The organism is Agromyces indicus, assembly GCF_031432295.1.
GTDB classification, from domain to species: domain Bacteria; phylum Actinomycetota; class Actinomycetes; order Actinomycetales; family Microbacteriaceae; genus Agromyces; species Agromyces indicus.
Map to the genome: position 1 here is coordinate 70,294 of NZ_JAVKGS010000003.1, position 19,758 is coordinate 90,051.

The following is a 19,758-nucleotide window of genomic DNA, read 5'->3' on the forward strand; positions in this document are numbered from 1 at the left end:
TGGACGAGGGTAGGTTAGGGAGTGTTCAGGAACGCGGCACCTGCCGTTCACCTGCACCGGGGAGGATGTCGCGGGTCGGCCGGCTGCCGGCTGCTCGCGCGTGCCCGACGCGCGAGCCGAGACCGAAGGGGTCGAATTACATGCGTGAGGTGTTCCAGCAGGAACTGCGGGAGGTCCAGGACGGCCTGGTCGAGATCGCGACGCTCGTCGCCGAGGCCATCGAGAAGGCCACGCGCGCCTTCAACGAGTCGAACGTGAGCCTTGCCGAGGAGGTCATCGCCGACGACCACCTCATCGACCAGCGAGCCCAGGCGCTCGACGAGCTCGCCATCACGATCCTCGCCCGCCAGCAGCCCGTCGCACGCGACCTCCGCATCGTCGTGAGCGCGCTGCGCATCTCGGCGTCGCTCGAGCGCATGGGCGACATGGCGACGCACATCTCGCAGCTCGCGCGCTACCGCTTCCCCGACAAGGTGGTGCCGAAGAGCCTGCGCCCCACGTTCGCCGAGATGGGCACGCTCGACGTCGAGATCGCGCGGCGACTCGTCGAGCTGCTCCGCAACGAGGACGTCCGCCTCGCCGAAGAGATCCGCAACGAGGACGACAAGGTCGACGCCCTCCACCTCTCGGTGTTCGACAAGGTCCTCGGCGAGACCTGGAAGGGCGAGGCGGTCGACACGGTCGACGCGACGCTCGCCAGCCGGTACCACGAGCGGTTCGCCGACCACGCGGTGTCCATCGCCAAGAAGGTCCAGTACCTCGCCACGGGCGACTGGGTGCCCGACCCCGTCTGACCACCTCGCGCCGGGAGGCGCGACGGCGAAGGGCCGAGCGGATGCGACATCCGCTCGGCCCTTCGCTCGTGTCGGGGCGTCGACCCTACTTCTTGCCCTGCGCGGCCACCGCCGCGGCGCCGGCCGCCGCCGCCTCGGGGTCGAGGTACTCGGCGGGCTTGGTCGGCATGAAGTCGTCGCCGAGCTCGTAGACCAGCGGGATGCCCGTGGGGATGTTCAGCTCGGCGATGTCGGCGTCGGAGATGCCGTCGAGGTGCTTCACGAGCGCGCGCAGCGAGTTGCCGTGCGCGGTCACGAGGACCGTCTTGCCGTCCTTCAGGTCGGGGATGATGTCGGTCTCCCAGTACGGGAGCATGCGCGCGATGACGTCCTTCAGGCACTCGGTGCGCGGCATCTCGTCGTCCGAGAGGTTCGCGTAGCGGGGGTCGCCGACCTGCGACCACTCGCCGTCGTCGTCGATGGGCGGCGGCGGGGTGTCGAACGAGCGACGCCACAGCATGAACTGGTCCTGGCCGTACTTCCCGAGGGTCTCGGCCTTGTCGAGGCCCTGCAGCGCACCGTAGTGGCGCTCGTTGAGGCGCCACGACCGGCGGACGTCGATCCAGAGCCGGTCGGCCTCCTCGAGGGCGAGGTTCGCGGTCTGGATGGCGCGCGTGAGCACCGAGGTGTGCAGCACGTCGGGCAGCACGCCCTTCTCGACGAGCAGCTCGCCGGCGCGGCGCGCCTCGGCGCTGCCGAGTTCGCTGAGCCGCACGTCGACCCAGCCGGTGAACAGGTTCTTCTGGTTCCAGTCGCTCTGGCCGTGGCGCAGCAGCACGAGGGTGTAGACCATGAGCCCCAGCCTACCGGCGCGGCATCCCGCCGCCATTCCCGCGGTCGCCGCGTGACGGATGCTGCGCAGCGGAGCCGCACGCCCGCGCACGCCTGCGAGACTGGGAGCATGCCGGTCGGATCCATCACGCGGGGGACGACGAACACGAATCGCCTCCGCCGCGTCGACCGGTGGATCGCCGACCAGCCGGAGTTGCGCCGCGCGGCCGATCCGCTCGTCGTCGACCTGGGCTTCGGCGCGAGCGGCGTCACGGCCTTCGAGCTCGCGACGCGGCTGCGACGCACGCGCCCCGACGTGCGCGTGCTCGGCCTCGAGATCGACCCCGGGCGCGTGCGCACCGCCGAGGCGCAACTCGCCGACGTGCGGGCGGCCCGAACCCACTTCGCCGCGGACCTGCCGGTCTCCTTCGGGCTCGGCGGCTTCGAGGTACCCGTGCGCAGCGGCGGCTCCCCCGCCGTGATCCGAGCGTTCAACGTGCTGCGCCAGTACGACGAGTCCGACGTGGCCGGCGCCTGGGCGCGCATGCGCGAACGGCTCGCGCCCGGCGGGCTGCTCGTCGAGGGCACCTGCGACGAACTCGGTCGCATCGCGGCGTGGGCGGGGGTGACGGATGCCGGCCCGCGCACCTTCACGATCAGCCTGCGCCTGCGCGACCTCGACGCGCCGTCCGTGGTCGCCGAGCGCCTGCCCAAGGCGCTCATCCACCGGAACGTGCCCGGCGAGCGCGTGCACGACCTCCTCGTCGCGCTCGACCGCGGATGGCGCGTCCACGCGCCGCTGTCCGTCTACGGCCCCTCGCAGCGGTGGATCGCGGTGGCGCGCGGACTCCGCGACGAGGGGTGGCCCGTGCTCGGCGGGGTGCGCCGCTGGCGACTCGGCGAGCTCACGCTCGCGTGGGGCGCGGTCGCGCCGGGCGCGGCGGCATCCGCTCGCTGAACGCCGGCCCAACCGGGTGCCGCACCACCGGGTGCCGCACCATCGGGTGCCCGCCTAGGGGCGGACGCCGAGCCTCGGCAGGCGGGGCACGTCGACCGCGGCCCCCGCGCCGGCCGGGACGATCTCGACCTGCGCGGCCGCCACGTCGATGCCATGGCTCTCGACGATGAGCTCGAGCTGCGGGGGCACCGCGCGCTTGACCACCGCCAGGGCGATCGGACCGAGTTCGTGGTGCATGGCGGCCGAGGTGATGTGGCCGACGACCCGGCGCTCGGGCTCCTCACCGGGCGCGGGCTCCGGCCGGACCTTGACGCCGACGACCTCGTCGCCGGCCTTCGGCAGGACGGTGTCGCTGCCGTCGAGGTGCAGCATGACGAGCCGACGCGGCGGGCGGCCGAGGTTCACGACCTTCGCCACGGTCTCCTGGCCGCGGTAGCAGCCCTTGTGCAGGTCGACCGCGCTGCGGAGCCAGTCGAGCTCGTGCGGGAGGGTCTTCTCGTCGACCTCGGTCGCGAACCGGGGACGCCACGCGGCGACGCGCAGCGCCTCGAGCGCGAGCACCCCGGCCGGCTCGGCGGCCCCCGACCGGACGGCCGCGGCGAGGCCCGCGAGCGATTCGCGCGGCACGATCACCTCGACGTACCGCCAGAATGCGCCGGGGTGCGCCGGGTCGACGCTGTAGCGGTGCCCGCCCGGGAGCTCGAGACGCCAGGGATCGGTCCAGCGCAGCGCGTCGTCGGGCAGGTCGAGCGGGAACGCGTCGCCCTCGGGCATCGCACCGACGACCGCGACCTCGGCGGAGACGTCGGCGACCTCGACGCGGAGCATGAAGCGCATGCGGTCGAGCCACGACGCCAGCGCGGGCGCGTCGTCGCGCTCGGCGACGAGCCAGGTGCGCTCGCCGTCGTCGACGACGTGCACGGCGTGCTCGACGTGGCCGGCGGCATCGAGGAAGAGCGCCTCGGCCGATTCACCCGGGCGGAGGTGGTCGAGCCGCTGGCTCGCCATCGAGTTCAGCCAGGAGAGGCGGTCGGGGCCGGTGACGGTGACGACGCCGCGGTGCGAGAGGTCGACGACCGCTCGCCCCTGCTCGAGTCGGCGCTGCTCGACCATGGGATTGCCGTAGTGACCCGCGACGCCCTCGTCCACGCCCTCGGCGGGCACCGCACCGGGAAGCGCGAGGAAGGGGGAGCCGGTCATCAGTCGACCTTCGCGAGCCGCGCCGAGGCGTGGGTACGGAGGTCCTGCCCGAGGGCGGCGATGTCCCAGGCCCAGAGCAGGTGGTTCTCGACGAGGCCGTACAGGCGGGTGGCGGCCGCGTACTCCTTCGCGCCGGCGGCGCGCATCACCGCGTCGGTCGCGAGGTCGATGCGGGGGCCCTTGACCTGCCCGAGGTAGAGCTCGCTGACCCCGCCGGGGTGCACGACCGAGACCTCCAGGTCGAACCCTCCGGCAGCGTTGCGCAGCGTCTCGACGGCCTCGGCGTCGGGGAACCGCGAAGGTCCGGTCGCGGGCAGGAGCGCGGGGCCGGGGTCGCCCTCGCCGAGCGGCCGGGCGAGCCGCCAGTATCCGGTCTCCGCGGCGATCGGCGTGGGCTCCGCACCCTCGTCACCCGGGAAGAGCCACGTGGACGACGTGTAGTTGAGGTAGGGGAGGCCGTCGTGGCTGAAGCTCACGCGCTGCCCGAACTCGTGCGTGACCGACTCGTCGCCGACCTTGTAGTCGATGACGCCGGAACCCTCCCACACCCCGATGAGCCAGGAGAGCGGAACGAGCTCCGGGGGGAGGTCGACCGGGAGTTCGATCACGGCCTAGCGCTGCCCCTTGAAGAGCCGGAAGACGACCACGCCGCTCACCCAGGCGATGGCGAGGCTCGCGAGCCCGAGCAGGCCGATGAAGAAGAGTTCGAGGGCGAGCAGCGAATCCATGCAGCGAGTCTACCCGCTGCTCAGAGCACGACCGGCAGCAGCGCGAGCGCGGCCACGGCGACGACCACGACGGCGCCCGCGATCGAGGCGCTCACCCGTCCGACGAACCCGTGCGGCTCGCGCGAGGCGAGCTGCAGGGCCATCGATGCGATGACGGATGCCGCGAGCACCATGCCGAGCGCCACGTAGACCGCCCCCGGCGCGTCGTCGCCGAACCACACGCGGCGCCCGGAGTACGCGGCGGCGACGACGAGCACCGAGCCCACCGCGGCGAGCGCCCACACGACGGGGATCGCCCACCGCCCCCATGCCGACGCCGGCGCCGATGCCGGGGCCGGCGGTGCCGTGTGACCGTGTGCGTCGCCCATGCCGTCCCTCGTTCCGTGGCGCCCCTTCGAGCGTCCCGTAGTATTGACCGCACCTTACTACTGGAGGGTGTGCGTGGCGCAGCTGCTGATCCTGACGCCGGCAGCCAACGATGACGTTCTCCCGGCCCTGTCTCTCCTGACCCATCGGGTGCGCGTGATCCCCGCGTCGCCCGACCAGCTCGTGCGCGCCCCCGAGTCCGATCTCGTCTTCCTCGACGCCCGCACGAACCTCGCGGGAGCCAAGGCGCTGGCGCAGATCCTGCGCACCACCGGGCTCTCGGTGCCGCTCGTCCTCGTGGTCACCGAGGGCGGCCTCACCGCGGTCACCCCGGACTGGGGCGTCGACGACGTGATCCTCGAGCACGCGGGCCCCGCCGAGATCGACGCGCGCATCCGCCTCGCCGTGGGCCGGGCGCAGGCGTCCCAGCCGGCCGAGCGCATCCAGACCTCCGGCGTCGTCATCGACGAGGCCAGCTACTCGGCGAAGGTGCACGGGCGCACCCTCGACCTCACCTACAAGGAATTCGAGCTGCTCCGCTTCCTCGCGGCGCATCCGTCGCGCGTGTTCACCCGCGAGCAGCTGCTCAGCGAAGTGTGGGGCTACGACTACTTCGGCGGCACGCGCACGGTCGACGTGCACGTGCGGCGGCTGCGCGCGAAGCTCGGCGACCTCGACTCCCTCATCGGCACCGTGCGCAACGTCGGCTACCGCTTCAACGTGCACGAGGAGGACGAGCGCGACGCCGACGTCACCATCCGGTGACACCCGCTTCACCACCCGGTCGCACCCCGGTGGCATGATGTGGGGATGACGGCCGAGACCACCCTCGACGAAGACCGCACCTCGAGCGATTTCGACGACGACTTCGAGCCGCTCGACACGGATGGCGCCCCGGAGCTCGTCTCGGAGCGCTACCTCGACCGCGAGCTCAGCTGGCTGGCGTTCAACCAGCGCGTGCTCGAACTCGCCGAGGACCCGCGCCTGCCGGTCCTCGAACGGGCCAACTTCCTCGCCATCTTCGCGACGAACCTCGACGAGTTCTTCATGGTCCGCGTCGCGGGCCTCAAGCGCCGCATCAACACGGGACTCGCCGTGCCGACGAACGTGGGGCGCACCCCGCACGAGGTGCTCACCGACATCTCCCGCAAGGCGCACGAGCTGCAGCTGCGGCACGCCGCCGCGTACCAGGAGCTCGTCAAGCCCGCCCTGGCCGATGCCGGCATCCGCATCGTCTCGTGGGAGGACCTCGACGAGGCCGAGCACGCGCACCTCCACGAGTTCTTCAGCTCGCAGATCTTCCCGGTGCTCATGCCGCTCGCCGTCGACCCTGCCCATCCCTTCCCCTACATCTCGGGACTCTCGCTGAACCTGTCGGTGCGCGTGCGCAACAGCCGCACGGGTCGGCTCGAGTTCGCCCGCGTGAAGGTGCCGCAGATGCTCCACCGGTTCGTGCGGGTCGACCCCGACGAGCCGGTCGAGGATGCGCGGTACATCGCGCTCGAGGACCTCATCTCGAACCACCTCGAGGACCTCTTCCCCGGGATGGAGATCCTCGACCACCACGTGTTCCGCGTCACCCGCAACGAGGACGTCGAGATCGAGGAGGACGAGACCGAGAACCTCATCAAGGCACTCGAGAAGGAGCTGCTCCGCCGCCGGTTCGGTCCGCCCATCCGCCTCGAGATCTCGAACGACATGGACGACGTCACGCTCGGCCTGCTCGTCCGCGAACTCGACGTCACCGAGCAGGAGGTGTACCGGCTCCCGGCCCCGCTCGACCTCGGCGGGCTGTTCGACCTCGCGCGCATCGACCGGCCGGAACTGCACTACCCCACGCACGTGCCCGCGACCAACGCCCAGCTCATGCGGTCCGAGCCGAACCTGCCCGCCGACGTCTTCGGCGCCGTCGCGCGCAAGGACATCCTCCTGCACCACCCGTACGAGTCCTTCGCGACGAGCGTGCAGGCCTTCCTCGAGCAGGCCGCCGCCGACCCCGACGTGCTCGCGATCAAGCAGACCCTCTACCGCACCTCGGGCGACAGCCCCATCGTCGAGGCGCTCATCGACGCCGCCGAGGCGGGCAAGCAGGTGCTCGCACTCGTCGAGATCAAGGCCCGCTTCGACGAGCAGGCGAACATCTCGTGGGCGCGCAAGCTCGAGAAGGCGGGCGTCCACGTCGTGTACGGCCTCGTCGGACTGAAGACGCACTGCAAGCTCGCGCTCGTCATCCGCCAGGAGAAGGGGCGGCTGGTCCACTACAGCCACATCGGCACCGGCAACTACAACCCGAAGACCAGCCGCATCTACGAAGACCTCGGGCTGCTCACCGCCGACGACCAGGTCGGCAAGGACCTCACGCGGCTCTTCAACGAGCTCTCCGGGTACGCGATCGAGAAGAAGTTCAAGCGCCTGCTCGTCGCGCCGCTGCACCTGCGGAAGGGCCTGCTCAAGCTCATCACGCAGGAGATCCGCAACGCCGAGGCCGGCCGGCCGAGCGGCATCCGCATCAAGGTCAACTCGATGGTCGACGAGGCGATCATCGACGGACTGTACCGGGCGTCGAACGCGGGCGTGCCCGTCGAGATCTGGGTGCGCGGCATCTGCAGCCTGCGGCCCGGCATCCCCGGCCTCAGCGAGAACATCACGGTGCGCTCCATCCTCGGCCGCTACCTCGAGCACTCGCGCATCTTCACCTTCCACAACGACGGCGACCCCATCGTCTACATCGGCTCGGCCGACATGATGCACCGCAACCTCGACCGCCGCGTCGAGGCGCTGGTCCGCCTCACCGACCCCGACCACGTCGCCGACATCGGCGAGCTCTTCGACGAGGCCATGGACGACGGCACGAGCTCGTGGCACCTCGACGGCGACGGCATCTGGACCCGGCACTCCACCGACGACGAGGGTCGGCCCCTCGCCGACCTGCAGCACCTGCGCATCGAGCGCGTCGCGCAGCGCACGTCGCGCGTGGTCCGGAGCGCACGATCGGCGAAGCGACGATGAGCCCCGTCGCGACCGCCGTCTACGCAGCCGGCGCGGTGTGCTGGCGCGTGATCGACGGGCGCGTGCACGTGCTCGTCGTGCACCGCACCGTCTACGGCGACGTCACGATCCCGAAGGGGAAGGTCGACCCCGGCGAGACCCTCCCCCGCACCGCCGTCCGCGAGATCGCGGAGGAGACCGGACTGTCGGTCGCCCTCGGGGTGCCGCTCGGCGTCTCGCGCTACGCGCTGCCGAGCGGGCGCGAGAAGATCGTGCACTACTGGGCGGCCCGCGTCAGCGAGAAGGCCGTCCAGCGCTCGACGTTCCGCCCGAACGCCGAGATCGCCGCGCTCGAGTGGGTGACCGTCAAGCGCGCTCGCACCTACCTTACCTACGAGCCCGACCGCGAGATCCTAGACAACTTCGCGAAGCTCGTCGACCAGGGAGTGACGTCGACGTTCGCGCTCATCGTGCTCCGGCACGGCAAGGCCCAGGCGCGCGGCTCGTGGGACGGCCCCGACACGACCCGTCCCCTCGTCGAGCGCGGGGTGCGGCAGGCGGTCGCCCTCGCCGACACGCTGACCGCGTGGCGGCCGAAGAAGATCGTCTCGAGCCCGGCCGTGCGCTGCGTGACCACCGTGACCCCCCTCTCCGCGGCATCCGGCATCACCGTCAAGCGCGACGACGGCATCAGCCAGGACGCGTGGGAGGCCGGGCACGACGAGGTCCGGCGGGTCATCGGCAAGCGCGTGCGGGTCGGCAAGACCGCCGTCGTCTGCAGCCACGGGCCGGTCCTGCCGGAGATCATGCGGGAGATCGCCCTCGCGACGGGGACGCCGCTCGGCTCGTACGTGACGGATGCCGCAGGCATCGACGTCGGCGAGTTCAGCGTCGTCCACCTGTCGGCCACGAACCCCTCGTCGGGCATCATCGCCATCGAGACGCACGCCCCGAAGTCCTGAGCCTTCGGACGCGACCGACATGCAGCGGATGCGCAGCTTCCCCACCCGCCCTCGGCACCGGCTGTTCACCTTCCGTTCACCGAGGTGGGTTTCGCTGTTCACGCGATCGCGAGTCGGAATCGGCCGCGCCGGTCGATCCCCGCTCCCGTGTCCCCCACCCGAAGGATCCCAGTGAATCGCACGCGCCTGCTCGCGTCCGCCGCGCTCGCCGCGACCTCCTCCCTCCTCCTCTCCTCGTGCGCCGTCAACGAGATGGGCCTCGACGACACCGGTTCGAACCTCGACGGGTACGTCATCGGCGCCGGATCCTCGGCCCAGGGCGCCGCGCAGCAGGCCTGGGTCGCCGGTTTCCAGACGGCGCACCCGCACGTGACCGTCGACTACGACCCGTCCGGGTCCGGAGCCGGCCGCGACACCTTCATGGAGGGTGCGAGCGACTTCGCCGGATCCGACCGCGCCTACACGCTCGACGAGCTCGACGAGGGTCGGTTCGGCCGTTGCGCACCGGACTCCACCGTCATCCAGCTGCCGCTCTACATCTCCCCCATCGCGGTCGTGTTCCGGCTCGACGGCATCGACACGCTCGACCTCGACGCCGCCACCATCGCGGGCATCTTCGCCGGCGACATCGTGAACTGGAGTGATCCGGCCATCGCCGCGACGAACCCCGACGCGGACCTGCCCGACCTGCCCATCACGGCCGTGCACCGCTCGGACGACTCCGGCACCACCGAGAACTTCACGGAGTACCTCAACGCGGCCGCGCCCGACGTGTGGGAGTGGGAGGCCGACGGCGTGTGGCCGTTCGCCGGCGGGGAGGCCGCCCAGGGCAACTCGGGCGTCGTCGACACCGTCGGCAAGGGCGTGGGCACGATCGGCTACGCCGACGCGTCGCGCGCCGGCGACCTGGGCACGGTCGCCGTGCAGGTCGGCGAGGAGTTCGTGCCCTTCTCGCCCGAAGCCGCGGCGGCGATCGTCGACGCGTCGCCGCTCGAGGAGGGGCGCGCCGAGGGCGACCTCACCATCGCCATCGACCGCACGACCCAGCAGGCGGGCGTCTACCCGATCGTGCTGGTCAGCTACCTCATCGCCTGCGAGGAGTACGTCTCGCCCGAGAACGTTGAGGTCGTGCGGGAGTACCTCGCCTACATCGCGAGCGAGGAGGGCCAGCAGGCCGCTGCCGAGGACGCCGGCTCGGCGCCGATCTCGGATGCGCTGCGCGACCGCGCCATGCAGGCGATCGAGTCGATCCGGTAGGCGGACTCCCAGCTGGGGCTCCCCCGCCGGTCGACCCCGGTTCACCTGCCGTTCACCCTCGTGGGGGACGCTCGTCACGCACGCTGGTTAGCGTCGCAGGCGGGTCGGCACCGGCCCACCCCCTGCATTCCAACCCCGGAAGGGAATCACGTGAACCTCAAGCGTTTCGGCGCGCCCGCCGTCATCGCCATGACCGCGGCGCTCGCACTCAGCTCCTGTGCTGCGAACGAGGGCGGCGCCACCGAGAACGGCGACGCCGGCTCGGAGTCGACGCTCTCCGGCAACCTCGTCGGCGCCGGCTCGTCCGCCATGGATGCCGCCCAGCAGGCCTGGATCGCGGAGTTCCAGAACGCGAACCCCGATGTCACCATCGACTACGACCCGTCCGGTTCGGGCGCGGGGCGCGACACGTTCCTCGAGGGCGCGAGCGGCTACGCCGGCTCCGACCGTGCGTTCAACGACGAGGAGATCGCCGCCGGCGGCTTCGCCGCGTGCGCGCCGGACTCGACGATCATCCAGCTCCCGCTCTACATCTCGCCGATCGCCGTCATCTTCAACCTCGACGGCATCGACTCGCTGAACCTCGACCCGGCCACGATCGCCGGCATCTTCGCGGGCCAGATCACCGAGTGGAACGACCCGGCGATCGCCGCGACGAACGAGGGCGTCGAGCTGCCCGACCTGGCGATCACCCCGGTCCACCGCTCCGACGACTCGGGCACGACCGAGAACTTCACCGACTACCTCGCCCAGGCCGCTCCCGAGGTGTGGACCTACGAGGCCGACGGCGTCTGGCCGTTCGAGGGCGGCGAGGCCGCGCAGGGCACGTCGGGCGTGGTCGACGCCGTGACCAACGGCACGGGCACCATCGGCTACGCCGACGCGTCGCGCGCCGGGGACCTCGGCACCGCCGCGGTGCAGGTCGGCGACGAGTTCCTCGAGTACTCGCCGGAGGCGGCCGCCGCCATCGTCGACGTCTCGCCGTTCGTCGAGGGCCGCCCGGACGGCGACCTCTCGCTCGAGCTCGACCGGACGCCGGATGAGGCCGCCTACCCGATCGTCCTCGTCGCGTACTCGATCGCGTGCCAGCAGTACGAGGACTCGGCCACCGCCGAGCTGGTGAAGGCGTACTTCTCGTACATCGCCAGCGCCGAGGGCCAGGACGTGGCCGCCGAGAACGCCGGTTCGGCGCCGATCTCCGACACCCTGCGCGAGCAGGCGGTCGCGGCGATCGACTCCATCCAGTAAGAAGGTCGTGCCCGGCCCCGACGCTTCCGAGGAAGCCGGGGCCGGGCACAGCCCTGTTGTTGCGAAATCAGACCAGAGGAACTCGCCAGATGAGCACCGCACCCGCCCAGATCCGGGCGAAACAGCGACCGGGGGACCGCGTCTTCTCGCGTTCCGCGGTCTTCGCCGGGTCGATGATCCTCGTCACGCTCGCGGCCGTGGCGACCTTCCTCATCGTGCAGAGCATCCCCGCGCTCTTCGCGACCGGCGAGACCGCGTCGATCCTCGACACGAACTTCTGGGCGTACGTCGGCCCGCTCGTGTTCGGCACGATCTGGGCGGCGGCGCTCGCCCTCCTCCTCGCACTGCCCGTCTCGATCGGCATCGCGCTCTTCATCTCCCACTACGCCCCGCGGCGTCTCGCCTCGGTGCTCGGCTACATCGTCGACCTGCTCGCCGCGGTGCCCTCGGTCGTCTTCGGCCTGTGGGGCATCGGCGTGCTCGCTCCCGCGGTGCAGCCCCTCTACACCTGGCTGGTCGACAACCTCGGCTGGTTCCCGCTCTTCTCCGGCCCCGTGTCCGGCACGGGACGCACGATCCTCACCGCCGCCGTCGTCCTCGCCGTCATGATCATCCCCATCATCACGGCCATCTCCCGGGAGGTCTTCCTGCAGACCCCCGTGCTGCACGAGGAGGCCGCGCTCGCGCTCGGCGCCACGCGCTGGGAGATGATCCGCACCGCGGTGCTGCCCTTCGGCCGCCCCGGCATCATCTCCGCCGCCGTCCTCGGCCTCGGCCGCGCGCTCGGCGAGACGATGGCCGTCGCCATGGTCCTCTCGGCCACCGGCGCCGTCACCTTCCAGTTGCTCACGTCCGTCAACCCGTCGACGATCGCCGCCAACATCGCGTTGAGCTTCCCCGAGGCCTACGGCATCAACGTCAACGTGCTGATCGCGACCGGCCTGATCCTCTTCATCGTCACCTTCGCGGTGAACGCGCTCGCACGTTGGATCGTGGCGCGCCGCAGCGAGTTCTCGGGAGCGAACTGATGACCACCACGCTCACCCCTCCGGAGCCCCGCGTCGCGACGCCCGTCAGCAACTCGCTGACCGCCGGCAAGCTGCCCAACGGCGCACCGTGGATGATCCTCGCGGCGAGCCTCCTGGTCTCGGCGGGCCTGTTCGGCGTGATCGCGCTGAGCGGCGCCGAGTTCAACTGGGTCGGCACCCTCGTGGTCGCCGCGCTCATCTACGTCGTCGTGATCACCGTGCTCTCGCGGATCGTCGAGGGATCGCGCCGGTCCACCGATCGGTTCGTGACCTCGCTCGTGACGGGCGCGTTCCTGCTCGCGATGATCCCGCTCGTCTCGCTCACGATCACGGTCGTGACCTTCGGGCTCGCCCGCTTCGACCCGGAGTTCTTCACGTACTCGATGCGCAGCGTCACCGGCGAGGGCGGCGGTGCGCTGCACGCGATCGTCGGCACGCTGCTGATGACGGGCACCGCGGCGCTCATCTCGATCCCCATCGGCCTGATGACCTCGATCTACCTGGTCGAGTACGGTCGCGGACGACTCGCGCGCGGCATCACCTTCCTGGTCGACGTGATGACCGGCATCCCGTCGATCGTCGCGGGCCTGTTCGCGTACGCGCTGTTCGCGATCTTCTGGGGACCCGGCACCCGAACGGGCATCGCCGGGGCGGTCGCGCTCGCGGTGCTGATGATCCCCGTCGTCGTCCGCTCGAGCGAGGAGATGCTGCGGCTCGTGCCGAACGAGCTCCGCGAGGCCGCCTACGCGCTCGGCGTGCCCAAGTGGCTCACGATCGTGAAGGTCGTGCTCCCCACGTCGATCGCGGGCATCACGACCGGCATCATGCTCTCGATCGCCCGCGTCATCGGAGAGACGGCACCGCTGCTCATCGCGGCCGGCTTCACGAACAGCATGAACTACGACATGACCGAGGGGCGCATGCAGTCCCTCCCCGTGTTCGTGTACACCCAGTACGCCAACCAGGGCACGCCCGCCTCGGCCTATCTCGACCGTGCGTGGGCGGCCGCGCTCACCCTGATCCTCATCGTCATGGCGCTGAACCTCATCGCCCGCCTCGTCGCGCGGTTCTTCGCCCCCAAGTTCGGGCGCTGAGCCCAGACCCCCAGTAAGGAAACCCGTGTCCAAGCGCATCGAGGTCCGCGACCTCAACGTCTACTACTCGAAGTTCCTCGCCGTGGAAGGCGTCACCCTCGAGATCGAGCCGCGCAGCGTGACGGCCTTCATCGGCCCGTCCGGCTGCGGCAAGTCCACCTTCCTCCGCACCCTCAACCGCATGCACGAGGTCATCCCCGGCGCGCGTGTCGAGGGCGAGGTGCTGATCGACGGCAACAACCTCTACGACCCGGATGTCGACCCGGTGCTCGTCCGCCGCCAGGTCGGCATGGTCTTCCAGCGTCCGAACCCGTTCCCGACGATGTCGATCAAGGAGAACGTCCTCGCGGGCGTGAAGCTCAACAACAAGCGCATCTCGAAGTCCGACGCCGACGACCTGGTCGAGAAGTCGCTCAAGGGCGCGAACCTCTGGAACGAGGTCAAGGACCGGCTCGACCGCCCGGGCTCCGGCCTCTCGGGCGGCCAGCAGCAGCGCCTCTGCATCGCCCGCGCGATCGCGGTCTCGCCCGAGGTCATCCTGATGGACGAGCCCTGCTCGGCACTCGACCCGATCTCGACCCTCGCCATCGAGGACCTCATCGAGGAGCTGAAGCAGGAGTACACGATCGTGATCGTGACCCACAACATGCAGCAGGCGTCGCGCGTGTCCGACAAGACCGCGTTCTTCAACATCGCCGGCACCGGCAAGCCCGGCAAGCTCATCGAGTACGACGACACCACGACGATCTTCTCGAACCCGTCGCAGAAGGCGACCGAGGACTACGTGTCGGGCCGCTTCGGCTGATCCCGACGGCGCTCCGCCGACGGCCCGTCCCCGATCCCGGGGGCGGGCCGTCGCCGTCAGTCGCGCGGCGAGAGCAGGTAGGCGTTCAGCGCGGCCGTGGTCTCGGCGTCGAGGGGCAGTGTCGCGCCGTCGAGCTCGACGATGGGCGCGGCCATGCGCACGCTCGACACGAGCCACGCGGCATCCGCTGCCCGCAGGTCGTCGACGGTGAGGTCGCGGTACTCGGCGGTGCGCCCGGTCGCCTCGAGGTGCGCGAAGACGCTGCGCTGGGTGGTGCCGTGCAGGATGCCGGCTGCGGGGGGCGGCGTCACGAACTGGTCGCCCATCCGCACGATGACGCTCGAGGTGGGTCCCTCGAGCACGTACCCGTCCGAGGAGATGTAGATCGCGTCGTCGGCGCCGCGCCGCTTGGCCTCGCGCAGCGCGGCCATGTTGCCCGCGTAGCTCAGGGTCTTCGCGCCGAGCAGGAGCCAGGGGGCGCGGTCACCGACGCCGTGCGCGACGCCCCGGTCGAGGGTGATGACGCGGATGCCGCGCCGCCGTGCCGCCGTGAAGTCGACGCCGGGCGTCACGTGCACCCAGCCGGTCGGCTTCGGGCCCGGCTCGATCCCGCGGCTGAGCGCCAGCTTCAGGGCGAACTCGCCCTGGGCCGGCACACGCTCGGCCGCGCGGGTGATGATGAGGCGCCACTGGTCGAGGTTCGGCTCCGGCAGCTCGCAGAGCCGCGCCGAGTTCACCAATCGGGCGAGGTGCGGTTCGACCTCCTGCGGGTGGCCGTCGATGATCGCGAGCGTCTCGAACACGCCGTCGCCGCGGTGCGGGGCGAGGTCGTTCACGGCCAGGGCGTCGGCGCCCGGTTCGACCTCGCGGAACGACGACTCGAGGAACTGCGGCGAGGCGTCGGTCGGCAGCGGATCGACCAGGAACGTGACGGTGTCGGCCATCCTCCGATGCTACGCCGGTGGCCGTCGTCGCGGGCGTGGCTGCGGTCGCACGGCCGTCGCGGCGCCGTGGTGGGCCCGCGGGCATGGAAGTGGCCGGCCGCAGAACGCCTCTCGGCGCGAGGCCGCTCGAAGCGGCGAGATTTGGAGCCCGGGGTTACTGCGACCGGCCACGACAAGTGTAAACGAGGGGCCCCCGAGGACTATTCCGCACGCCCGATCCCGGTGCGGGCCGGGCGTGTCGGGCTCGACCGTGCTAGCCTGCGCCGCTGCTCAGTCGAGGCTGTCGTGGCGCCAGAGCCGCGCGCAGGCGGTGAGCTCCTCGGCGAGGGACGACAGGCGCAGCGCTCGGCGCGTGAGGATGCCGGGACGATCGGGGTGCACGGCGTCCGCGGCATCCGCGTCGTCGGCGAGGCTCGTGAAGCCGGTGGCGGCCACGCGCCCGAACGCCGAGGCGCGTTCCAGGGCCGCGGCGAAGTCGCCGGAGAACACGCCGCGAAGGATCACGTCGGCCAGCTCGCGCACCTCTGCGGGACCGGCCGGGGTGGGGGCGCCGGCCACGACCTGGTCGATGGTGCGCGATACCTCGGTGCCGCGCTGGAAGGCGAGGCTCACGCCCGCGGCGTCCTGCCGGATCATCGTGCGCAGCAGGTAGATGCGCCACAGCGCGCCCGGAAGGCTCTTGGGCGAAGCCTGCGACCACAGCTCGGCGATCGCGTCGATGCCGTGCTCGTCGGTGTACGACACCAGCCGCGACACGATCTCGGGATCGGGGTCGGCGCGCACGCGCGATAGCACCGCCGCCGCGGTGTCGTGGGCGACTCGGCTCACCTGCGCGGGATCCTCCGCGCCGAGGTAGCCCTCGAACATGCGCGGCGGAAAGCGCGTGGGACGGTGGAAATCTGCGGTCATCGCGGGCCACGATACCGCCGCGACCTGCGAGCCGTGCCGATTCCGCGCTCCGCGGAATCAGCTCCCGTCCTCCGCCGAGAGGAAGGCATCGACCTCCGCCATCGACTGGAGCCGAACGGTCGAACGCCAGTTCCTGCCGAGCCGTTCGTAGGTGACGATGGCATGGCAGTTACGGCAGCGAACGTCGCACTTGGCGATCTCGGCGGCGATCGTCGAGATCGCGTGCCCACCTTGTGCGAGCCGCATCACTCCGTCCTGCTTCTCGACGCCACTGCGGTGATCGAAGTCCAACACGCGGATGTCGGTTTCTCCGCAATCGACGCACGGATGCGTCAGGAGATGCCGACCGATCCACTCGAGTGCTCTGGATCGACGTGATTCCTTTCCAGCGATGATGCGCCGTACCTGGCTCTCCCGATGGAGTGAATAGTCGGCGCGGGCATTCGCCCGGTTGCAGTCGCGGCACAAGGACTGCAGGCCGTCCCGCGAGGCCGTTCGTCGGTTGTATTCGACCAGTGGCCTAGACTGCTTGCATCTGCCGCATTGCTTCGTCTGCGTCACCTTGCCCCCGTAGCTCAGAGGCAGAGCAGCTGACTTTTAATCAGCGGGTCGGGATGTCGGAATTCCCCGGGGGCACCACTCAACGCCCGCTGCTGCTCCGGAGGTGCTCTGCCTGCGGATCGGTGGCCTGAACGTACCGCCAGCCGCCGACACGCTCCTCGCGACTCCGCGACCACCGAACGAACGGCACGGGGCCCCTCCGTGCGCCTGCCCGCGTCCATCGCACGTGAACGTTCGGTGAAGTCTCACCAGTCCAGTGATCAACCCATAGACCGCGGTCTATGGTTGGAGTGAGCGAGACGAAACGAGGTGCCATGACCGAGGCCGACCTGAGCGACGCGCGCGACCGCGCGGCCGCGTCATCCGCCGACCGGAGCGTGCTGCGAGCCCTGGACGACCCGTACGAGGTGCTGCAGCGCAGCGCTGAGCGGCTCGCCTCGCACTACGACGGCATCGTGAGCGCCGAGACGGCCGAGCGCGTCGTCTTCGAGTCGTACGCCGCGCTGAAGCGGACCGCCCGCGTGGACGCGCACCTCCCGAGCCTCGCGTACCGGTTCGCGAACGAGCGCCTGACCGCGCTCGCGCAGTCGAAGGGCGTCATCCCGAAGCCGGTGCCCGAGGTGCTGTTCGTCTGCGTGCAGAACTCGGGGCGTTCGCAGATGGCCGCCGCGCTCATGCGCGAGCTCGGCAGCGGGCGGGTGCACGTCCGATCCGCCGGGTCGCAGCCCGGGGAGGCGGTGCTGCCCTCGGTCGTCGACGCCATGCGCGAGGTCGGGCTCGACCTCGGCGAGGAATTCCCGAAGCCGCTCACCGACGACGTCGTGCGCGCCGCCGACGCGGTGGTCACGATGGGCTGCGGCGACGCCTGCCCCGTCTACCCCGGCAAGCGGTACCTCGACTGGCGGCTGGAGGATCCGGCGGGGCTCGACGCCGACGGCGTCCGCCGCGTCCGCGACGAGATCCGAGCCCACGTCGAACGGCTGCTCGCCGAGATCCTGCCGGCGGCCTGAGGGCGGTCAGGCGCGCGCGGGCCGGTCCTCCGGTGCGAGGTCGGGCGGCGACAGGACCCCGAACTCGTGCCGCAGCGCGCTCCGTGCCGCGTTCCAGCCCGCCAGGCCGTGCACACCCGGCCCCGGCGGTGTCGAGGACGACGCGAGGTACACGCCCGAGAGGGGCGTGCGCCACGGGTCGGGTGAGATCACCGGGCGGCGGACGAGCTGCATGAGCGACGGCGCGCCGGAGGCGATGTCGCCGCCGATGTAGTTCGGGTTGTCGGCCTCGAGGTCGACCGCCGACCGCGCGGAGGACGCGAGGATCACGTCGCGGAAGCCGGGCGCGAACCGTTCGATCTGCCGCACGACGGCCTCGGTGGGGTCGGCGGTCGAGCCGGCGGGGACGTGCGTGTACGTCCACAGCGTGTGCCGCCCGTCCGGCGCCCTCGTCGGGTCGACGATCGACGGCTGCGACACGAGCACGTAGGGCGATGCCGGATGCCGCCCGCGGGCGACCTCGCGCTCCCCCGCGGCGATCTCGGCGCGGGTGCCGCCGACGTGCACGGTGCCCGCCTCGGCGAGCGCCGGGTTCGCCCAGGGCACCGGCCCGGCGAGCGCGAAGTCCACCTTCGCGGCGGCGTTGCCGTAGCGGAAGCGCCGCAGCGCCCTCCGGTACCGGTCGGGAAGGCGATCCCCGGCGATGCGGTCGAGCGCGCGCGGGGTGACGTCGAGGACCACGGCCCGTGCTGCGGGCAGGGCCGCGAGGTCGTCGATCGCGGCATCCGTCACCACCTCGCCGCCGTGCGCCCGCAGGTCGTCGACCATGGCGCCGACGATCGCGCCGCTGCCGCCCACGGGGATCGGCCAGCCGCGCGCGTGGGCGAGCGCCGTGAGCACGAGCCCTGCACCGGCGGTCGCCGGGGAAGGCATGGGCCGGATCGCATGCGCGGCGACGCCGGCGAGCATGGCCGGGGCGACCTCCTCGCGGAACCGGGCGTTCCAGGCCCACGATCCCTGCTCGAGCACGGCCAGCCCGAAGCGCAGTCCGACGAGCGGATGCCGCGGCACGCGTACGAGCGAGGAGCCGATGAGGTCCATGAGCGCGTCGTCGTGCGCGGCCAGCCCGCGCAGGAGCCCGGCGTATGCGGCGCCGTCGCGCCCCAGCCCCTCGGCGGTGCGCTCGAGGTCGCGCCACGCGAGGCCGGCGCGGCCCCCGTCGAGCGGGTGCCCGTACGAGATGGGCGGGAGGCGCAGCTCGATGCGGCGCTCGAGTTCGAAGCCGCGGAAGAACGGCGAGGCGAGCGCCATCGGGTGCACCGCCGAGCACACGTCGTGGAGGTAGCCGGGCAGCGTCAGTTCCTCGGTGCGGGCGCCGCCGCCGGGGGTCGGTGCCGCCTCGTAGACGCGGACGGACAGTCCGGCGCGAGCGAGCGTGACGGCCGCGGCGAGCCCGTTGGGGCCCGCCCCGACGACGATCGCGTCGACGGCGTCGGTCACTTGCCCTCCCAGCGACCCTCGGCGAGGTAGGCCAGGCGACGGAGCGTCTCCACGTTGCGCAGGCGGATGACGGGCTGCCGGATCAGCGAGGGGACGAACCTCGCCGGGCCCTCGGCGGCCTCCTCGTAGATGCGCACGAGGCAACCTCCGTCGGTCGGCTTCGCCTCGATGGCGACGACGGCCTCGCCGATCGGCCATCCCTTCGCGCGGAACACCGCACGCCGCGGCGGATCCCATTCACGCGACTCGGTGACGTCGTCGAGGTAGATGGGCCAGATGCCCACCGAGTGGTGCAGGCGCGCGCCCGGAGTCGGCCATCGGCGGTCGACGTCGCGCATGCGCATGGCGCCCACGACCCAGGCGGGATAGAGCCAGCCCTCGGCCAGCACCTCGAACACGGCCTCGGGCGGGCATGCCAGCCGCCGGACGTTGTGGGCCATCGGTCCTCCCCCGGCCGCGGCGTACCCGCGCACGGCCTGTTCCGATGCTACGGGCGCGCCACCGGTCGAAGGCAACCCCTCGACGGATGCCGCGAATCGGGGCACCGCCTGGCGGGGTCGCGGCCGCATCGGCCTCGTCGCCCCGCCACGGCAGCCCCACCCCCATGGTTCCCCTGC

General features: G+C 71.4%; 20 protein-coding genes and 1 tRNA gene. 12 read left to right on the plus strand and 9 right to left on the minus strand.

From position 1 onward, the window contains the following. Positions 1 to 140 precede the first annotated feature (140 nt). On the plus strand, positions 141 to 794 hold the full coding sequence (gene phoU / locus RH861_RS10115; RefSeq protein WP_067948720.1) for a phosphate signaling complex protein PhoU: 654 nt from the start codon (positions 141 to 143) through the stop codon (positions 792 to 794). 85 nt (positions 795 to 879) lie between these two features. Here the strand turns inward: phoU and RH861_RS10120 are convergent, their stop codons facing one another. Next, positions 880 to 1,626: a phosphoglyceromutase gene (locus RH861_RS10120; RefSeq protein WP_310520887.1), complete on the minus strand. Its 747-nt coding sequence runs from the start codon at positions 1,624 to 1,626 to the stop codon at positions 880 to 882. A 108-nt stretch (positions 1,627 to 1,734) separates the two neighbouring features. Here RH861_RS10120 and RH861_RS10125 point away from each other — a divergent pair, with 108 nt between their 5' ends. Further along, on the plus strand, positions 1,735 to 2,562 hold the full coding sequence (locus RH861_RS10125) for a class I SAM-dependent methyltransferase (protein WP_310520888.1): 828 nt from the start codon (positions 1,735 to 1,737) through the stop codon (positions 2,560 to 2,562). A 54-nt stretch (positions 2,563 to 2,616) separates the two neighbouring features. On the opposite strand, the gene ygfZ is transcribed toward RH861_RS10125, so the two are convergent. The 3 genes from ygfZ to RH861_RS10140 all read right to left on the minus strand — a co-directional run bounded on the left by ygfZ (position 2,617) and on the right by RH861_RS10140 (position 4,858). After that, positions 2,617 to 3,762, minus strand: a complete 1,146-nt coding sequence (gene ygfZ / locus RH861_RS10130; RefSeq protein WP_310520889.1) for a CAF17-like 4Fe-4S cluster assembly/insertion protein YgfZ — start codon at positions 3,760 to 3,762, stop codon at positions 2,617 to 2,619. Continuing rightward, positions 3,762 to 4,370, minus strand: coding sequence for a nitrobindin family protein (locus tag RH861_RS10135; RefSeq protein WP_067948728.1), 609 nt, complete (start codon positions 4,368 to 4,370; stop codon positions 3,762 to 3,764). The genes ygfZ and RH861_RS10135 overlap by 1 nt, the downstream gene beginning before the upstream one ends. 140 nt (positions 4,371 to 4,510) lie before the next feature. Then, on the minus strand, positions 4,511 to 4,858 hold the full coding sequence (locus RH861_RS10140) for a hypothetical protein (protein WP_067948730.1): 348 nt from the start codon (positions 4,856 to 4,858) through the stop codon (positions 4,511 to 4,513). 73 nt (positions 4,859 to 4,931) lie between these two features. Here RH861_RS10140 and RH861_RS10145 point away from each other — a divergent pair, with 73 nt between their 5' ends. The 8 genes from RH861_RS10145 to pstB all read left to right on the plus strand — a co-directional run bounded on the left by RH861_RS10145 (position 4,932) and on the right by pstB (position 14,238). Continuing rightward, positions 4,932 to 5,621, plus strand: a complete 690-nt coding sequence (locus tag RH861_RS10145; RefSeq protein WP_067948732.1) for a response regulator transcription factor — start codon at positions 4,932 to 4,934, stop codon at positions 5,619 to 5,621. A 45-nt stretch (positions 5,622 to 5,666) separates the two neighbouring features. Beyond that, positions 5,667 to 7,865, plus strand: a complete 2,199-nt coding sequence (locus tag RH861_RS10150) for an RNA degradosome polyphosphate kinase (protein WP_310520890.1) — start codon at positions 5,667 to 5,669, stop codon at positions 7,863 to 7,865. Next, positions 7,862 to 8,806, plus strand: a complete 945-nt coding sequence (locus RH861_RS10155) for an NUDIX hydrolase (RefSeq protein WP_310520891.1) — start codon at positions 7,862 to 7,864, stop codon at positions 8,804 to 8,806. The genes RH861_RS10150 and RH861_RS10155 overlap by 4 nt, the downstream gene beginning before the upstream one ends. A gap of 171 nt (positions 8,807 to 8,977) precedes the next feature. Beyond that, positions 8,978 to 10,063: a phosphate ABC transporter substrate-binding protein PstS gene (locus RH861_RS10160; RefSeq protein WP_310520892.1), complete on the plus strand. Its 1,086-nt coding sequence runs from the start codon at positions 8,978 to 8,980 to the stop codon at positions 10,061 to 10,063. 150 nt (positions 10,064 to 10,213) lie between these two features. After that, positions 10,214 to 11,311: a phosphate ABC transporter substrate-binding protein PstS gene (locus tag RH861_RS10165; RefSeq protein ID WP_374760974.1), complete on the plus strand. Its 1,098-nt coding sequence runs from the start codon at positions 10,214 to 10,216 to the stop codon at positions 11,309 to 11,311. 89 nt (positions 11,312 to 11,400) lie between these two features. After that, a complete protein-coding gene (pstC, locus tag RH861_RS10170; RefSeq protein ID WP_310520893.1) occupies positions 11,401 to 12,339 on the plus strand; it encodes a phosphate ABC transporter permease subunit PstC in 939 nt (312 codons plus the stop codon). Beyond that, complete coding sequence (gene pstA, locus RH861_RS10175) at positions 12,339 to 13,433, plus strand: phosphate ABC transporter permease PstA (protein ID WP_067948742.1); 1,095 nt, start codon at positions 12,339 to 12,341, stop codon at positions 13,431 to 13,433. Before pstC ends, pstA begins: the two co-directional genes overlap by 1 nt. A gap of 25 nt (positions 13,434 to 13,458) precedes the next feature. Further along, on the plus strand, positions 13,459 to 14,238 hold the full coding sequence (pstB, locus tag RH861_RS10180) for a phosphate ABC transporter ATP-binding protein PstB (protein ID WP_310520894.1): 780 nt from the start codon (positions 13,459 to 13,461) through the stop codon (positions 14,236 to 14,238). A 56-nt stretch (positions 14,239 to 14,294) separates the two neighbouring features. Here the strand turns inward: pstB and RH861_RS10185 are convergent, their stop codons facing one another. The 3 genes from RH861_RS10185 to RH861_RS10195 all read right to left on the minus strand — a co-directional run bounded on the left by RH861_RS10185 (position 14,295) and on the right by RH861_RS10195 (position 16,652). Next, positions 14,295 to 15,182 (minus strand): aminodeoxychorismate lyase, encoded by an 888-nt coding sequence (locus RH861_RS10185; protein ID WP_310520895.1) that lies wholly within the window; start codon positions 15,180 to 15,182, stop codon positions 14,295 to 14,297. 270 nt (positions 15,183 to 15,452) lie between these two features. Next, a complete protein-coding gene (locus tag RH861_RS10190) occupies positions 15,453 to 16,091 on the minus strand; it encodes a DNA-directed RNA polymerase subunit beta (protein ID WP_310520896.1) in 639 nt (212 codons plus the stop codon). A gap of 57 nt (positions 16,092 to 16,148) precedes the next feature. Beyond that, complete coding sequence (locus RH861_RS10195; protein ID WP_310520897.1) at positions 16,149 to 16,652, minus strand: hypothetical protein; 504 nt, start codon at positions 16,650 to 16,652, stop codon at positions 16,149 to 16,151. Between the two features lie 3 nt (positions 16,653 to 16,655). Here RH861_RS10195 and RH861_RS10200 point away from each other — a divergent pair. Next, a tRNA-Lys gene (locus RH861_RS10200) sits at positions 16,656 to 16,730 on the plus strand. 236 nt (positions 16,731 to 16,966) lie between these two features. After that, positions 16,967 to 17,662, plus strand: a complete 696-nt coding sequence (locus RH861_RS10205; RefSeq protein ID WP_310520898.1) for an arsenate reductase ArsC — start codon at positions 16,967 to 16,969, stop codon at positions 17,660 to 17,662. A gap of 6 nt (positions 17,663 to 17,668) precedes the next feature. Here the strand turns inward: RH861_RS10205 and RH861_RS10210 are convergent, their stop codons facing one another. Together RH861_RS10210 and RH861_RS10215 are read right to left on the minus strand one after the other, a co-directional pair. Continuing rightward, the gene (locus tag RH861_RS10210; protein WP_310520899.1) at positions 17,669 to 19,141 is read right to left on the minus strand and encodes a phytoene desaturase family protein; all 1,473 of its coding nucleotides are present in this window, start codon (positions 19,139 to 19,141) and stop codon (positions 17,669 to 17,671) included. Beyond that, positions 19,138 to 19,581 (minus strand): SRPBCC family protein, encoded by a 444-nt coding sequence (locus tag RH861_RS10215; RefSeq protein ID WP_310520900.1) that lies wholly within the window; start codon positions 19,579 to 19,581, stop codon positions 19,138 to 19,140. Before RH861_RS10215 ends, RH861_RS10210 begins: the two co-directional genes overlap by 4 nt. Positions 19,582 to 19,758 lie beyond the last annotated feature (177 nt).

Bases quoted from the DNA above. Each gene is read 5' to 3' on its own strand.
- phoU (WP_067948720.1), top strand. From the start codon at position 141: ATGCGTGAGGTGTTCCAGCAGGAACTGCGGGAGGTCCAGGACGGCCTG.
- RH861_RS10120 (WP_310520887.1), bottom strand. From the start codon at position 1,626: ATGGTCTACACCCTCGTGCTGCTGCGCCACGGCCAGAGCGACTGGAAC.
- RH861_RS10125 (WP_310520888.1), top strand. From the start codon at position 1,735: ATGCCGGTCGGATCCATCACGCGGGGGACGACGAACACGAATCGCCTC.
- ygfZ (WP_310520889.1), bottom strand. From the start codon at position 3,762: ATGACCGGCTCCCCCTTCCTCGCGCTTCCCGGTGCGGTGCCCGCCGAG.
- RH861_RS10140 (WP_067948730.1), bottom strand. From the start codon at position 4,858: ATGGGCGACGCACACGGTCACACGGCACCGCCGGCCCCGGCATCGGCG.
- RH861_RS10150 (WP_310520890.1), top strand. From the start codon at position 5,667: ATGACGGCCGAGACCACCCTCGACGAAGACCGCACCTCGAGCGATTTC.
- RH861_RS10155 (WP_310520891.1), top strand. From the start codon at position 7,862: ATGAGCCCCGTCGCGACCGCCGTCTACGCAGCCGGCGCGGTGTGCTGG.
- pstC (WP_310520893.1), top strand. From the start codon at position 11,401: ATGAGCACCGCACCCGCCCAGATCCGGGCGAAACAGCGACCGGGGGAC.
- pstA (WP_067948742.1), top strand. From the start codon at position 12,339: ATGACCACCACGCTCACCCCTCCGGAGCCCCGCGTCGCGACGCCCGTC.
- RH861_RS10185 (WP_310520895.1), bottom strand. From the start codon at position 15,182: ATGGCCGACACCGTCACGTTCCTGGTCGATCCGCTGCCGACCGACGCC.
- RH861_RS10190 (WP_310520896.1), bottom strand. From the start codon at position 16,091: ATGACCGCAGATTTCCACCGTCCCACGCGCTTTCCGCCGCGCATGTTC.
- RH861_RS10205 (WP_310520898.1), top strand. From the start codon at position 16,967: ATGACCGAGGCCGACCTGAGCGACGCGCGCGACCGCGCGGCCGCGTCA.
- RH861_RS10215 (WP_310520900.1), bottom strand. From the start codon at position 19,581: ATGGCCCACAACGTCCGGCGGCTGGCATGCCCGCCCGAGGCCGTGTTC.